This window comes from Gottfriedia acidiceleris (assembly GCF_050457485.1).
In the GTDB taxonomy this organism is placed as follows: Bacteria; Bacillota; Bacilli; order Bacillales; family Bacillaceae_G; genus Gottfriedia; species Gottfriedia acidiceleris_D.
Window position 1 is genome coordinate 216,670 of the sequence record NZ_JBCMJM010000008.1, and the last position, 14,398, is coordinate 231,067.

The following is a 14,398-nucleotide window of genomic DNA, read 5'->3' on the forward strand; positions in this document are numbered from 1 at the left end:
AATTAAAAATATATTGAAGTTGTTAAATCCGTTGAAGGTGACATGTGAACTACCCACCACTTAGTTAACCTTCCGGCCTACTTAAGAGGGGGCTTCTCGACTTATTGTTGCTTTTACTAGCCAACGAAAACTGACCGAGCTAACCCTCTTGTTCCAAGAGTTTTTGCTTCTATGCTAATAATAATAGGCGAATGCCTTCATTTTTGATATTGACGGCTGAATTGTAGTCACGATCTGTCGCATAACCGCATGAACAATGGAAGGTACGTTCAGATAGTTTCATCAGTTTTTCTAAACCACAACAAGAACACTTTTTAGTGGAAGGGAACCACTTATCAATTTTCACAAGCTGTTTTCCTTGTTCTTTTAGTTTGTACGCTAAGAAAGCAGTGAACATACCCCAACCATTATCTTGAACGCTTTTACCAAAGTGAAGGCCTTGAGACATTCCTTTCATGTTCAAGTCCTCTATCACGACAGCATCAAAGTTAGAAGCTAATTCTTTTGACTTATGGTGAAGGAAATTTTTGCGTTGGTTCGCTACTTTCTCATGAAACCTAGCCACTAATAGACGTTGCTTATTCCAACGTGCAGAACCTTTTTTACGCTTAGACAGAATGCGTTGTGCTTTTGCTAATTTTTCTGACATAACACGATAGTAGCGAGGATAATTGGCTTTCTGATTCTCGCTACTCACATATAATTCAGCCATAGCGAAGTCTAATCCTATAACGTTTTTCACTTCTTTTTGTACAATTTCTTTTTCGTATTCAGTCAAAATAGAAACATAGTATTTACCGGTAGATGTCATGGAGATCGTGCATGACTTGATTATGTGGTCTTGTGGAATTTTTCTATGTTGTCTGATTCGTACCATTTTTAGCTTTGATAGTTTGATATGGCGAGCAAATAACATTATATTTCCGTTTACGAGATTGGTTGTATATGAATTTCTACCCTTTTTGTTCTTGAATGTAGGAAAGTCATTGTGACCACTAAAGAAATTCTTATAAGAAGTTTGCAAATTTAGTTGAGCGTTTGCCAAGGCTAAAGAATCAACTTCTTTTAACCACTCAAATTCTGCTTTGTATTTTGCAGGAGTTGGAAACTTTTGTTTCTTTAGTTGTTCCTGATCATCTTTGTATTTCTCGTATGTTTCTTTTCGTTCTGCCAACATTTTGTTGTATACGAATCTCACACAACCGAAAGTTTTTCGCATAAGAAATGCTTGTTCTTCTGTTGGGTATAACCGAAACTTATATGCTTTATTGTGCTTTGCCATATCATTCCACCTCCCTTTTGACCTTGATTTTCAATGTTTTTTTAATGGTATCTATTGGAGCACCTCCTGTTGTTAGCAGACAAAAACTTCTTGGCTAAAGCCAACCGAAATTCATCTCCCACCTACTCATTGGGCTATCGACCTTCATATTCTTTGAGGATGGGAGACTTCTTTCGGAAATCCATTAAAATGAAAATTGAGTAACTAAAAATAAGATAGTAGAAACTTTTCAAATTTAACCCACCCCCGAGAAAACGTTTTGTTTTTTGATTATATTAACATATTAATTTCTGGTAAAATGTTCTAAATTTGAAAAATGTATGAAGATGAACTAATTATTAACGTTTGTTCCTTAGATTGTAACAATTACTTATAATCTCTTTTATATTAGATGTTATATTGAATTTGATTGATCGAGTACAAATCGAAGCTGTAATTCCACTAATTTATAAAGGAGAATCCAAATGAATATGGTTACAAAGATTACATTAAGTTCAACTATCGCTTTATTTGTGGTTGGTGCAATTTATTCTACTAATACGCCTAATAGAGTGATTATTTCAAATGCAGAATATGGATTTGACATTAATAAAAAAGAAAATATTACAGAAGTAGCAAAACAATTGTTTGTAGGAAGAGTAGTTGAACAATTAGATACAGAAACAGATGAGGGCGGACCTTATACACCATATAAGGTTATAGTCGAAAATAATTTAAAAGGTGAATTGGAAGGAAATCAGGAAGTTATAGTTGAATAACGTATTGGTTATGAAAGTAGTCACAAAACTATAAGAAAGATGGAAGTCGATGATGATTTTTTATCTCCTGAAAATTCATATGTATTTGCAACAAGTAATATAAAAGACAAAGAACGATATAGAATAATCGTTCCGTTAAAAGGTAATGTAAAAATTAAGGGTAAAAATGATCGATTTCCAAATGAGGAAATTTTAAAAGGTTTTAAAGATGCTTTATAGAAAAATAAAGAAATACGTAAAAACTAAGTATTTTTATTTAATCAACTTACTACCCCTTTTTAATTATGTACTTACTTTTTTAATGTTAAAAGGTAAATCAAATTTAAAAAGTATTAGTGAAATTACTGAATTACTTAAAGATAATTATGTTGCAGCTTGGGAAGACCGTGAACAACAACTTAAGCATCACATTTATAATGATAAAAATAATAAAATAATTTTAAAAGTGATCTATAGCGACATAACGAACGAAATTGTTTGGATTGAAATTAGTTCAACAGGTTATACACATTCATCATAGAAAAATATATACATTCTGTTTGTCACAAAAGACTTTATTTAAAAAGAGAATCTACAAAAGATTCTCTTTTTTTAACTATATTTTGTTTTAAATGATTATGGCTTAACACTTTTGATCACAGTCCACCCACTATATACTTTAGTTGAGCCAACTGTTCGGTATGATCTTACTTTATAGTAGTATGTCTTTCCTGTAGTTAAGCCACTATTCGTATAAGATAATGACGTCGTAGTTTTAACTAAACTATATGTTCCTGTGCTTGAAGTTGATCTGTAAACTTCATAACCACTTGCTCCAGATACTGAACTCCATGTCGTCTTAGCACTAGTTGAATTAACTCTTGTTACATTAAAATTAGTTGGTACTGATGGAATTGGTTTTGCACTTACTACTGATGAATAGTTGCTATAGTATTTCGTACTTCCTAGCATTCTATATGATTTAATTTTGTAATAATATGTTTTATTTGTTGATAGACCAGTATTATTGAAGCTTGTTGAAGTTGTCGTACCTACTTTAGAGTAAGTTCCTGTGCTTGATGTCGCTCGGTATACTTCATATCCACTTGCTCCACTAACTGCTGCCCAACTTGTTTTCACACTATTGTATGAAGAAGAAGCTGCCTTTACCGATGTTGGAGTCGATAATACCGGCTTTGCACTTACTACTGACGAATAATTTCCATAAACTTTCGTACTTCCTATCATTCTATATGATCTAATTTTGTAGTAATATAGTTTATTAAATGTTAGACCAGTATTATTGTAACTTGTTGAAGTTGTCGTACCAACTTTAGAATATGTTCCAGTGCTTGACGTTGCTCGGTATACTTCATACCCACTTGCTCCACTAACCGCTGCCCAACTTGTTTTCACACTATTGTACGAAGATGAAGCAGCTTTCACTGATGTTGGAGTCGATAATACCGGCTTTGCGGATACTACAGAACTAAAATCACTGTATTGAGTTGATGTACCAGTTTTATAAGCTTTTACTTTATAGTAATAAGTTGTACCTGTATTTAAAGATGTATTCGTATACGAATTAGTAGAAGTAGTTGCTATTTTCGTATATGTCCCCGTACTAGAAGTAGATCGATAGATTTCATAGCCTGTAGCATCTTCAGATTGTCCCCAGCTTAATTTAACACTATTGTATGAACTAGCTGTTGCCTTCAAACTTGTTGGTGCTAGTATCGGTTCTTCATAATTTGGATCAGTAGAGAACCATCCATATACTGTTTGGTCTGAATTAGAGTCATATCCCATTCCAATTCTTATTAGAGGATATCCTACTGTTTTTTTCACTAAAATTCCGTAATAAACTTCTGATTCAGCACCAGGATATAATTGTACATTGTATTCACTGTATGGCTCTATTTCATCTGAGAAAATTGCTGTACTAATTGGAGTAATTTTTTGTCCAGAATTTGTATAAAAACTATTGTAACTAGATACCACTTCCGTACCATACAAAGGTTCTTCTGGGCCTGATACATATTTTAAGTCATAAGCCATCAATATCCATTCTTCATCTTCCGCTGGTTTCTGATTATACATATTTTCTTCAGCAACAATTTCATTTGCTTCTTCACCAGTTATAATATCGAATAATTGTAATTCAACCTCTCTAGGTGTATCCCACTCATATTCTTGAAGTAAAAAATTATAATTATACCAAGCACTATAAGGAGTGCTACGATCTCCTATTTCAGCAGAAGCCGATTTTAAATTAAATGAAAACATAATGATAAAAGTTAAAAATAAGTACATAAAATTGCTTTTTTTCATGATTTTCCCCCTTAAAAAGTTTTAATCTTTCATTCTATTGCACTACTATATACCTTGTAAATCTACCTCCTATATTTGATAACTTTATTATATAAAGTGAGGTGTTCAAAAAATTGAACATCAAAAAAGAGAATCCATAAAAGATTCTCTTTAACCTCAAAAGATACTCTTTTTAGTAAAAAATTAGTATTGTAGATTCATACTATACAACTTATTCATTTCCAAAATTTGCTCCTGAACTTTTTCAATTACAGATGGAGGACTTATTACTTGTGCATCCCTTCCCCAAGTTAAAATCCAAGTAATCAATCCATCACTGATTGCAGCTTTAGTAGTTAATATGAAATGTTCCTCATCTACTTGTTGTATTTCAGCCTTTAATCCAAAACGGTCAAAAACGACATTTAATAAGCTTTTTTTGAATTTAATTTTTACATAATCAGGTTCACCGGCAAACATATTAAAAACCGTACTCAAATATTCCTCAACGTTAAAGCGCTCATCTAGGAATTTTTCTTCTGATTTCTTAACCTCACGCATTCGGTCTACACGAAAATGTCTTAGTTTATCTTCGGGTAAGCTTCTCGTAATAAGGTAATAGTAATCATTTGACCAAATTACTGCTAGTGGTCTAACGAAATACTCTTTTCCATCGTGGCTTAATTCAAATTCTTTTTTTACATTGTATCGGCCATACTGAAATGTAAGTAGCTTTTTCTCCGCAATTGCTTGATGAATTTGATCGATTGAAAAGTGAATCCGATTGCTTTCACTTTTAATTGCTGCATCAGGAATAATACCGTTATGAAGCTTTTTTGCTTGATTTTCACTAGTTAGATTTTTTAATTTATCTATTATTTTTTTCGTTTCCTGTTTGTTTAAAAATCTTGAAGCCGTAACAGCATCAACTAATAAACGCAGTTCATGTAATTCGAATAGTCGCTCCTGATGGCTATAAGTCGTTGCCTTCCCATCTGAAGCGTTTTCAATTACATCAAATCCAACATCAATTAATACCGAAATATCTTTTAAAAATGTATTTTTACTATACGAAAAATCCTCTTCACCACTTGATAATTTCTTCTTTATTTCTTCAAAAGTAAACTCATGATCAATATCTGTTTTACTTTCTAGAAGTTTCATTAATTTATAAAATCGTTCACGGTTTTCCATGGATTCCTCCGTTATGTAGTAAAGTTCAAAAGATATATTATATATATTTCTTAATCTAATTTTAATTCTATCATAACTAATTTGTAAAGATTATAATAATAAATTACCTGTACGCATTTACTAAAAAATCTATGAAAAAACACTTTTATGAATATTTTATTTCCTCGATCGATCCCGTTTTTTCTAAATTTAAACAAAGTACCCCATAGAGTAGAATACTAAGTTGTCTACTCTATAGGGTACTATTTAAGGTGGAGATGCTTTTTTATTAGTTTGAAATTATTCCATCAGCGTACGTCCTTATATATTGTAAAAAATTGCCGATCGGCTATTATTAAGTATCTATAAGCAATCAAGGACTAACACTTTTGACTACTGTCCACGCACTATATACTTTGATCGTACCAACTGTGCGATAGGTTCTTACTTTATAATAATACGTCTTTCCATTTGTTAAACCACTATTTGTATATGACAATGCAGTAGTAGTTTTAACCAAACTATACGTTCCTGTACTTGACGTGGATCTGTAAATTTCATAACCACTTGCTCCGGATACAGTGCTCCACGATAATTTTATGCTAGATGAATTTACTCTGGTCGCATTGAAATTAGTTGGAACTGCTGGAATTGGTTTAGCACTTACTACTGATGAATAGTTGCTATAGTATTTTGTACTTCCTACAGTTCTATATGATTTAATTTTGTAATAATAGGTTTTATTTGTTGATAGACCAGTATTACTATAGCTTGTTGAAGTTGTCGTAACTACTTTAGAATATGTTCCTGTGCTTGATGTCGCTCGGTATACTTCATATCCACTTGCTCCACTAACTGCTGCCCAACTTGTTTTCACACTATTATATGAAGAAGAAGCTGCCTTAACTGATGTTGGAGTCCCTAATATTGGTTTTGCACTAAATACTGAAGAGTAATTTCCATAAACTTTCGTACTACCAACCATTCTGTATGCTTTAATTTTGTAATAATATGCTTTATTAGTTGTTAGCCCAGTATTATTGAAACTTGTTAAAGTGGTTGTTCCAACTTTTGAATACGTTCCTGTACTTGTTGTCGCTCGGTATACTTCATACCCACTTGCTCCACTAACTGCTCCCCAACTTGATCTCACACTATTGTATGATAAAGAAGCTGCTTTCACAGAAGTTGGAGTAGATAATGATGGTTTTACGGATAAGATAGAACTAAACTCACTGTAAAGTATAGGCGTATCGGTTTTGTATGCTCTAATTTTATAGTAATAAGTTGTACCTGTGTTTAATGATGTATTGAGATACGATGTATTCGTAGTAGTTGCTATTTTAGTAAAAGTCCCTGTACTTGATGTAGACCTATAAATTTCATACCCTGATACATTACCCACTTCTGACCAGCTTAAGTTCACACTATTGTAAGTGTTAGTTGTCGCCTTCAGCACTGGCTTACTATCCTCTACTGTAATCACATAAACTTCACTCATATTTCCAGCTTGATCGATCGCTTGAAATTCAAGTTTTACCCCTGCTTTTTGTATAGTGATAGGTATTTTAAAAATATATTCAAGATCAGTTACATCTTTTCCGAGCAATACTCCATTCGCTTTAACTGTGACTATGGAGTTGGGCTCAGCAAATCCAATGATTTCTTTCGTTAGATCTGTTACAGAAGTTATGGGGTCCGGTATTAGTGGAGCTGTTTTATCAGAAACAACAAGTACTGTTTCGTTCGTAAATCCATCTTTAACGGCTCTAATCGTAATGATAGTTCCTTCTTTTTGATACCCTATTGGATCTTCGAATTCACCATTCTCATTTGCTACAATACTTTTTAAATAGTTATCTGCCTTGATCCAGACCGTTGCATTAGGTTCAGTTCTTCCTTTTAAGATAGACGATGTATTAGAATACTCTTCCACATTTGGAGAAGCCATTCCCACAGAGATAACCGTTTTTTCACTTATATTACTATCTTGATCGATTGCTTTTAGGAATAGTTTTGTCCCTAAAAAATATTGATCAATGTTAAATAAATAAGTCCCTTTTTCATTCGTTTTAGCTTCCTTAATTAGCATTTCATTCTCATTATACAATTTGACAATAGTTCCTGGCTCTGATGTTCCCGTTAAAGAAGTTGAACTGGTGTCGATTGGCACAAATATTGGTTTCTCAGGTGCAATGCGATCCTTTATGTTGACTGATAATGGATCACTCGTATTTCCACTTGAATCAGTTAATATGATCGTTAATACCGTTCCAGCTTTTTGGATAGGAATGTTAACTTCAAACTGACCATTTACTCCTATTACACCTTCAGCTATAATTTGTTCACTATTTTTTACTAAAACTTTTGAACCTATTTCTCCAACTCCTCGAATACTATTCGATTGATTCGATACTTCTTCTAAGATTGGTTGAGTTGGCTTCGTTTCATCTAATACGATTGTAGAAACTACATTACTTTTCATACCATATTCATTTGTTACGAATGCCTCAACTTTTACACCAGCTGGTAACTTTCGATACGGCGACTGGAAATTCCCATTTTCATCGGCAACAATTTCAATTTTAGGTGCCCACTCATTTTGGTTAAACGTAACTTTAGCTAGTGGTTCAGCTTTTCCCTTTATGAAATCATCATGATCTTTAATTGGATACAATACTGGTTCAGTAGGAATCACTTTTTCAACTAGTCCCGAGCTTTCAGTTAAGTACGGTGTAATATTTACTATATAACTAGAATCAGGCAAAGTTATTCTTTGATTAATTTCACTTTCTACTGTAGTTCCCCAATAATTTTGTGACAAATCCATTATCCACAGGTCAGATTTTATAATATTTACTAAATCATAAATATTATTTTTAGTAAAAACGTTGGCAGTTGACGTGTTAATTCCTAATTTATTTTCACTAAACGTATTATGATAAAAATAGTTTACTAGAGACCAATAAGGTGCATCAGAATAAACTCCATATTTTTCAGAATGGGTTATTTGATTATTAATGAAAATGTTTTTATTCGAGTGTTGTAAATTAATTCCATCTTCAAGTGAGGATTGAATTTCATTTCCAATAATATGGTTCTCGTTACCATTTAACATGATTCCAGTTCGGTTAGAGTTAAGTCTATTATTTAAAATTTCATTATATTTACCTTCTACTTCTATTCCATGTAACGTACTATTGTTAATCGAACCATTTTCAATTTTATTATTTTGGCCATTGATATCTAGTCCAATTCTTGCATCATTTATCTCAAAATTTACTAAATGATTTTCTGAACCTAGCCATAAATCTTCATTAAAGTCGTTTGAGGTTTGTGCAAATTGGAAGATAACCTTTTCATCCGATGTACCGTTAACAGTTAATTTCCCATTCTCTGCAAGAATACGTGTGTTCTCATTAAAGAGGATCGTTACTCCCTTTTCGATTGTTAAATTTACACCATCAGCTAATACAATTGTATTAGTTACTCGGTAAGGACTATGTTCCTTTGTCCAAACTGTATTTGCTGTAATTTTACCTCCAACAACTGTTTCATCCTCGGCAAAAACGATTCCATTTTTCCAATAAGATAAAATAAGACCCACAACACAAAGACTGACTATTAATTGTTTAATCTTATTCATACTTCTCCCCTTCTTTTAAGAACTACATCTCGCTCATCTTGATAACTTAAACTGTTTTCTATGGATTCCTCTAAATTTTAGTATTTTCTTAATCTAATTTTAATTTTACCACATCGTTTTGTAAATATTATAGTTGGTAATATCCAAGACATCTTAACTAGAACTATTAAAATAATTCGCCTAATATTTTAATAGTTAATCTAAGATAAAAAAAACCAGAAACACCTTTAACAGTGTTCCTGGCTTTTGGTTTAACCTATATTAATCTAGTATTCAAGTACTCTTCCTGAAGGTGCTTTTTTTATTAAATTCCTTCAGAGTACGTCCTTATAAATTGTAACAAATTCCCTTTCGGCTATTATTAAGTCTCTTGGAGATTTTAAATCTTTTAGTGCGATTTGGCGTTTAAGGTTAATTGGGTAGTCTTCTTCAGAATTGCATGAAGCGTAAAACTCTATTACGCTACTCTCATTAACAGCAACTTTGATATATTCATATAAAATCTTTAAACATTTTTCACCTTCTGGAGTGATCCGTTTTTCTCCTTTAAGTGGAACTTGTTGAGACATCATACATACTTGATATTTATATTTGAAGTGTTTGGAGAAACTAAAAATTTTTTTCTTCTGGGTCATAATTTTTCTCCATATATAAATGTGTAAAATCTAGTTCATTTGCATAAACATTAGGAGAAATAGGATTGTCACCAAAGATACCATCTTTTAGTGGTATTGGTGAAGAAATAAAATGATACTGTGTCAAAAATAGATCCCCCTTTTCTAATTCACCGGTCCTCCATAGAAAGCGTGCACATTTGGAGTACGCTTTCTATAGAGGATCGTGATAATAAAATTTGCTAAAGCAGCAACACTCTTAGAGTGATTTTTGAAAGATATTAATCTCTGTATCAAACCGGAGTAAATAATTGAGTTAAAAAAAAGCAAAAGTTGAATACCTTGGCTTTTTAATCTTTTATTAGCTATTTTGTACAGGAATCAATTAGAAGGTTTTTTATTAAGTATTCATCTATTTCCTTTTGTAAGGGTTCATTAAAACTATATAGATAGATAAGCTTATTTACTCTAAAAACATAATCAATAATCTTCCCCGGAGATTGATATTCTTTAATAATTGTATTATTTATTTTTTTTGTTTTAATAGGTATAGAAGAATCTTTAATCTCTAAATCATTAGATGTATATATATATATCTTAATATCTTTAGATAATCGCACTTCAACATTTGGAGAAGTAAAGCCATTATCATGTAAATATACAACAGATGAATTATACCCGGTAGGAATAAGTAGAGTTTGGTTGTTTGTTTTTAGTTTTGTACTAATCTCACTTACATTTATTCTAGTTTTAGAAGTTGTACTGTCTGCAAATATTACGTACATCGTAAATAAAAATATACTAATACAAGGAATTAAAATAGTTAATAACAGTTTCATGAGCTTTCACAGCCTAACTAAAATGTATATTTTTAGGAAGTTCTAATATATAGACATAGAATATTTTTTAACTTTATACTGTTGTCAGTAGCCAGTAGGTGATTTTGATTTAGTATGCTCATGATATAGAGCCTTATGTCCTATATCAATAGAACAAGTCGAAGAACCTGATATACTTAAAGAAAAGGATTTACAATAACGTTTTTTAGGATCTTTTACATAATCTCCTTTAGTTGTACTTAAACACGGAGAAGCAAAATCACCTACTGCCCAGTCACAGTCACTCCAAGAAAAATTAATTCCAGATTTTACTTTATGAGAAGATTTGTCATAATATTTTTGATCCCCTAACCATCCATTAAATCTATTACATGTCACATAAGAATTCTTTTTATATGTGGCATCATTATGTCCTTCATGTTTAGTTATTTTTTCACCATTGAATCCGCCGGTACGTGGACCACTAGCTCTTGAAGCAACAGGATTTTTTGTACCGTCTTCTACATCTATTTCTTCTGGAGAGGTATCCATAAAAGTTAAAAAATTAATTTTTACTATTGGATTTAAATGAACATTCTCCTCTGACGTATCTATCTTTATAGACTGTCCTTCAAAGGAGGGATGATTTATTTTCATTTCATATTGGTCACCGCTCTTTAATTCAATGTCAAAATTCCCATTGTTATCTGTTTTGTATTTTGTTTCATTAATAGTAAACTCTGTTTCTTCTAAAGGATACTCGCGAATATAGCCATCCAAAGATTCTGTCCAACCTGAAGCTGCTAATAACTTTTTATCTTCTTCGCTTCCTTCTACATTCTCTAGATTTGTTGGAAATACCATAATAACTTTAGCTTTTCCAAAAACTCTACTATTCATCTGCTCTGCTTTTGTGAAGGTTGTAAAACTAAATAATACTAGTAAACTACTCAAAATTACTGTTAAAATTTTACTAAGTTTCTTCATGCTTATACTCCTTCTAATTAGATTTTTTTACAACTTTATACTCTTCTTTTAAAGTACCTAAAAGTTTTAAATATTCATCTCCTAAATTATTTGAAATATACTTATCTAAAATTTTATCTTTGTCTTTCGGCCAATTCATTTTATTCGAATTAACAATTTCATTAACAATAACTAAGTAATGCTCAGATTCTTCCATTATCATGGTCAGTTTTCCTTCCTCTATTTTCTCTAATTTTTTATAAATTTCATTTTCTCTATCAATTTCCATGCTTATTTTAACGTTATCCTTCAAACTTAAACTCTTCATAACTTCACTGATTGTTTTCCCTTCGTTATATAACTTGATAAAATCAAGAGCCAAATTATGATCAATTTTAAAAACGTCTACTTTTATAACTTTATTTGTAAATTTATTAAGATTCTCTTTATAATAATTTTCTAATGACTCTTCATCAATGTAATCTCTTAGTATTTCCCTTACAATTGGCTTGGCTTTTAGTAAAAAGTCTTTATCAGTTGGTTTAATTTTTTCGCCTTCAAACTCAAACTTAAGATTTTTTTCATCAGCTTTTGCCTCTAATAATTTTGAGTTTATTAAATCTTCAAAAGCAATATCATGGTATTTTTCTTTTACATAATCATTAAATTCTTTATTAGTTATATTTAAATTACCAACTTCATATATAACTTCTTTATTTGAACATCCAGAAATAATAAATATAAATAAGCCTAATTTTGCTATTTTTATTTTCATAGCCTTCCCCCAATTTTTTAGTAAAAATTTGAGTTAGTTAATATTTTCACTCTTCAGTCATTAAATGACATGATCTTCAATTTTTCATAAATATCATTTTATTAATGTAGCTTATCTGATGTTTTATTACTTTTCATTTTGTATCCCCCTTTCTTAAAGAGTTATAATTTCTTTCTATGTGAAAATCTTAACATAATAAATTTGTAGAAAATTATGGAATTTATGATAAAATAATGAATTTTTTTAGTAAATTTTTACTATTATAATTAATCTTTAAAATTTTATTGTCTCACTACTTTGACGAATTTCTTCCCTTTAGATTGATAGGTAATCCCGTTTATCTATATCGACCAATACTGTTTTTTTTTCATATGTCTAGTACAAAAGTCCTCGTCCAAAAAGACTAAAAACGAAATAATCGTGATATGAAAAAGTGAACAAGCATACACATAAAATATTGATTCCCAAAATTCTCCATTTTACATATTCAATAAAATTGTACAGGAGGTCAGGAATGATTGAATTTAAACATGTAAATAAGTTTTATGGCGATTTTCAAGTCTTGAAAGATATTAATCTCACAATCAATAAGGGTGAAGTTGTTGTTGTAATTGGTCCGTCTGGTTCTGGTAAAAGTACCTTGTTGCGTTGTATCAATCATTTGGAAGCAATTAATGACGGGACACTTACAGTAAGTGGGATTTCTGTTGGGGATAAAAAAACAGATCTCAATAAGTTAAGACGCAATATTGGAATGGTTTTTCAGCATTTTTATTTGTATCCGCACAAAACTGTGCTTGGAAATATCACTCTCGCTCCTATGAAAGCGCTGGGCCAATCTAGAGAAGTGGCTGATGAAACAGCCAAACATTTTCTTGAAAAGGTAGGCATTTTAGAGAAGGCGAAATCTTATCCTTCCCAGCTTTCTGGTGGACAGCAGCAGCGTGTGGCAATTGCTCGCGGGCTTGCGATGAAACCGGATATTATGCTTTTTGATGAACCTACTTCTGCACTTGATCCTGAAATGATTGGTGAGGTGCTCGATGTTATGAAGACCCTTGCTAGGGAGGGCATGACGATGGTTGTCGTGACTCATGAAATGGGTTTTGCCAGAGAGGTTGCCGACCGAATCGTCTTTATGGACGAGGGTCGCATATTAGAAGAAGCAACTCCGGCTGAGTTTTATGAGAATCCGCGTGAAGAACGGGCTCGCTTATTTCTTAGCCGTATATTAAATCATTAATAGGAGGTAATGGAATGATTTTAAAAAAATTCATGAAAATGGCTTTGGTTTCAACAACGGCCGCCTTAGTTCTTGCAGGTTGTGGTGGTAAGGATGATTCAAAAAGCAAAGATGCTCTTGCTCGCATTAAGGATGATAAGAAAATCGTATTTGGTGTAAAATATGACACTCGTTTATTTGGATTGAAAAACCCATCAACAGGTAAAGTAGAAGGATTTGATATTGACCTTTCCAAAGCACTAGCTAAAGAAATGTTTGGCGATGATGTTAAACCTGAGTACATAGAGGTTACGTCAAAAACTAGGGTTGGTCTCTTAAATAATGGGAAAGTTGATGCGGTAGTCGCAACAATGACCATTAATGAAGAACGTAAAAAAGAAGTTGATTTTACTGATGTTTACTTTAATGCCGGTCAATCTTTACTTGTTAAAAAAGGCAGTAAAGTTCATGGACTTGATGACTTGAAAAAAGGGACAAAAGTTCTTGCTGTTAAAGGTTCTACTTCTGCTGTAAATATTCGTCAGAAAGCTCCTGATACGACAGTACTTGAATTCGAAAACTATGCTGAAGCTTTCACAGCCTTAAAAGCAGGTAAAGGTGATGCCTTAACTACTGATGATTCAATCCTTTATGGTATGAAAGAAGAAGATCCTTCATTTGATTTAGTAGGTGGAACTTTTACCGAAGAACCTTATGGAATTGCTGTTAAAAAAGGCAATAAAGATCTTGTCGACGCTTTAAATAAAGCATTAAAAAGCCTGAAAGATTCAGGTAAATACGATGAAATTAAGAATAAATGGATTAAAAAATAATTATTGATGTTAGGAGCTGCAG

General features: G+C 31.9%; 14 protein-coding genes and 1 pseudogene. 5 read left to right on the forward strand and 10 right to left on the reverse strand.

Translation table 11 applies throughout. The annotated features are described in order from the left end of the window. Positions 1-169 precede the first annotated feature (169 nt). On the reverse strand, positions 170-1,282 hold the full coding sequence (locus tag ABEY15_RS09780) for an RNA-guided endonuclease TnpB family protein (protein WP_429889858.1): 1,113 nt from the start codon (positions 1,280-1,282) through the stop codon (positions 170-172). Between the two features lie 14 nt (positions 1,283-1,296). After that, positions 1,297-1,373: pseudogene (locus ABEY15_RS09785) on the reverse strand (IS200/IS605 family transposase); the annotation flags it as partial. Positions 1,374-1,746: 373 nt separating this feature from the next. Between ABEY15_RS09785 and ABEY15_RS09790 the strand changes: the two are divergent. The 3 genes from ABEY15_RS09790 to ABEY15_RS09800 are packed head-to-tail and all read left to right on the forward strand — an operon-like array spanning position 1,747 to position 2,560. Further along, the gene (locus ABEY15_RS09790; RefSeq protein WP_429889859.1) at positions 1,747-2,040 is read left to right on the forward strand and encodes a hypothetical protein; all 294 of its coding nucleotides are present in this window, start codon (positions 1,747-1,749) and stop codon (positions 2,038-2,040) included. 39 nt (positions 2,041-2,079) lie between these two features. Then, positions 2,080-2,259: a hypothetical protein gene (locus ABEY15_RS09795; RefSeq protein WP_429889861.1), complete on the forward strand. Its 180-nt coding sequence runs from the start codon at positions 2,080-2,082 to the stop codon at positions 2,257-2,259. Then, a complete protein-coding gene (locus ABEY15_RS09800; RefSeq protein WP_429889863.1) occupies positions 2,249-2,560 on the forward strand; it encodes a hypothetical protein in 312 nt (103 codons plus the stop codon). Before ABEY15_RS09795 ends, ABEY15_RS09800 begins: the two co-directional genes overlap by 11 nt. A gap of 95 nt (positions 2,561-2,655) precedes the next feature. Here the strand turns inward: ABEY15_RS09800 and ABEY15_RS09805 are convergent, their stop codons facing one another. The 8 genes from ABEY15_RS09805 to ABEY15_RS09840 all read right to left on the reverse strand — a co-directional run bounded on the left by ABEY15_RS09805 (position 2,656) and on the right by ABEY15_RS09840 (position 12,321). Next, complete coding sequence (locus ABEY15_RS09805; RefSeq protein WP_429889865.1) at positions 2,656-4,350, reverse strand: fibronectin type III domain-containing protein; 1,695 nt, start codon at positions 4,348-4,350, stop codon at positions 2,656-2,658. 183 nt (positions 4,351-4,533) lie between these two features. Continuing rightward, complete coding sequence (locus ABEY15_RS09810) at positions 4,534-5,523, reverse strand: helix-turn-helix transcriptional regulator (RefSeq protein WP_429889867.1); 990 nt, start codon at positions 5,521-5,523, stop codon at positions 4,534-4,536. A 352-nt stretch (positions 5,524-5,875) separates the two neighbouring features. Beyond that, complete coding sequence (locus tag ABEY15_RS09815; protein WP_429889868.1) at positions 5,876-9,148, reverse strand: Ig-like domain-containing protein; 3,273 nt, start codon at positions 9,146-9,148, stop codon at positions 5,876-5,878. A gap of 314 nt (positions 9,149-9,462) precedes the next feature. Further along, positions 9,463-9,783, reverse strand: a complete 321-nt coding sequence (locus ABEY15_RS09820) for a hypothetical protein (RefSeq protein ID WP_429889869.1) — start codon at positions 9,781-9,783, stop codon at positions 9,463-9,465. Continuing rightward, positions 9,758-9,910, reverse strand: a complete 153-nt coding sequence (locus ABEY15_RS09825) for a hypothetical protein (RefSeq protein WP_429889870.1) — start codon at positions 9,908-9,910, stop codon at positions 9,758-9,760. The genes ABEY15_RS09820 and ABEY15_RS09825 overlap by 26 nt, the downstream gene beginning before the upstream one ends. A gap of 217 nt (positions 9,911-10,127) precedes the next feature. Next, on the reverse strand, positions 10,128-10,601 hold the full coding sequence (locus ABEY15_RS09830; RefSeq protein ID WP_429889871.1) for a hypothetical protein: 474 nt from the start codon (positions 10,599-10,601) through the stop codon (positions 10,128-10,130). A gap of 84 nt (positions 10,602-10,685) precedes the next feature. After that, complete coding sequence (locus tag ABEY15_RS09835; RefSeq protein ID WP_429889872.1) at positions 10,686-11,567, reverse strand: hypothetical protein; 882 nt, start codon at positions 11,565-11,567, stop codon at positions 10,686-10,688. A 13-nt stretch (positions 11,568-11,580) separates the two neighbouring features. Continuing rightward, complete coding sequence (locus tag ABEY15_RS09840; RefSeq protein ID WP_429889873.1) at positions 11,581-12,321, reverse strand: hypothetical protein; 741 nt, start codon at positions 12,319-12,321, stop codon at positions 11,581-11,583. Positions 12,322-12,835: 514 nt separating this feature from the next. On the opposite strand from ABEY15_RS09840, the gene ABEY15_RS09845 reads away from it, so the two are divergent. Both ABEY15_RS09845 and ABEY15_RS09850 read left to right on the forward strand, forming a co-directional pair. Continuing rightward, on the forward strand, positions 12,836-13,564 hold the full coding sequence (locus tag ABEY15_RS09845; protein ID WP_429889874.1) for an amino acid ABC transporter ATP-binding protein: 729 nt from the start codon (positions 12,836-12,838) through the stop codon (positions 13,562-13,564). A gap of 14 nt (positions 13,565-13,578) precedes the next feature. Further along, on the forward strand, positions 13,579-14,376 hold the full coding sequence (locus ABEY15_RS09850; protein WP_429889875.1) for a transporter substrate-binding domain-containing protein: 798 nt from the start codon (positions 13,579-13,581) through the stop codon (positions 14,374-14,376). The last annotated feature ends 22 nt before the right edge of the window (positions 14,377-14,398 follow it).

Bases quoted from the DNA above. Each gene is read 5' to 3' on its own strand.
- ABEY15_RS09795 (WP_429889861.1), top strand. From the start codon at position 2,080: ATGGAAGTCGATGATGATTTTTTATCTCCTGAAAATTCATATGTATTT.
- ABEY15_RS09820 (WP_429889869.1), bottom strand. From the start codon at position 9,783: ATGACCCAGAAGAAAAAAATTTTTAGTTTCTCCAAACACTTCAAATAT.
- ABEY15_RS09810 (WP_429889867.1), bottom strand. From the start codon at position 5,523: ATGGAAAACCGTGAACGATTTTATAAATTAATGAAACTTCTAGAAAGT.
- ABEY15_RS09790 (WP_429889859.1), top strand. From the start codon at position 1,747: ATGAATATGGTTACAAAGATTACATTAAGTTCAACTATCGCTTTATTT.
- ABEY15_RS09845 (WP_429889874.1), top strand. From the start codon at position 12,836: ATGATTGAATTTAAACATGTAAATAAGTTTTATGGCGATTTTCAAGTC.
- ABEY15_RS09830 (WP_429889871.1), bottom strand. From the start codon at position 10,601: ATGAAACTGTTATTAACTATTTTAATTCCTTGTATTAGTATATTTTTA.
- ABEY15_RS09815 (WP_429889868.1), bottom strand. From the start codon at position 9,148: ATGAATAAGATTAAACAATTAATAGTCAGTCTTTGTGTTGTGGGTCTT.
- ABEY15_RS09805 (WP_429889865.1), bottom strand. From the start codon at position 4,350: ATGAAAAAAAGCAATTTTATGTACTTATTTTTAACTTTTATCATTATG.
- ABEY15_RS09780 (WP_429889858.1), bottom strand. From the start codon at position 1,282: ATGGCAAAGCACAATAAAGCATATAAGTTTCGGTTATACCCAACAGAA.
- ABEY15_RS09835 (WP_429889872.1), bottom strand. From the start codon at position 11,567: ATGAAGAAACTTAGTAAAATTTTAACAGTAATTTTGAGTAGTTTACTA.
- ABEY15_RS09800 (WP_429889863.1), top strand. From the start codon at position 2,249: ATGCTTTATAGAAAAATAAAGAAATACGTAAAAACTAAGTATTTTTAT.
- ABEY15_RS09840 (WP_429889873.1), bottom strand. From the start codon at position 12,321: ATGAAAATAAAAATAGCAAAATTAGGCTTATTTATATTTATTATTTCT.
- ABEY15_RS09850 (WP_429889875.1), top strand. From the start codon at position 13,579: ATGATTTTAAAAAAATTCATGAAAATGGCTTTGGTTTCAACAACGGCC.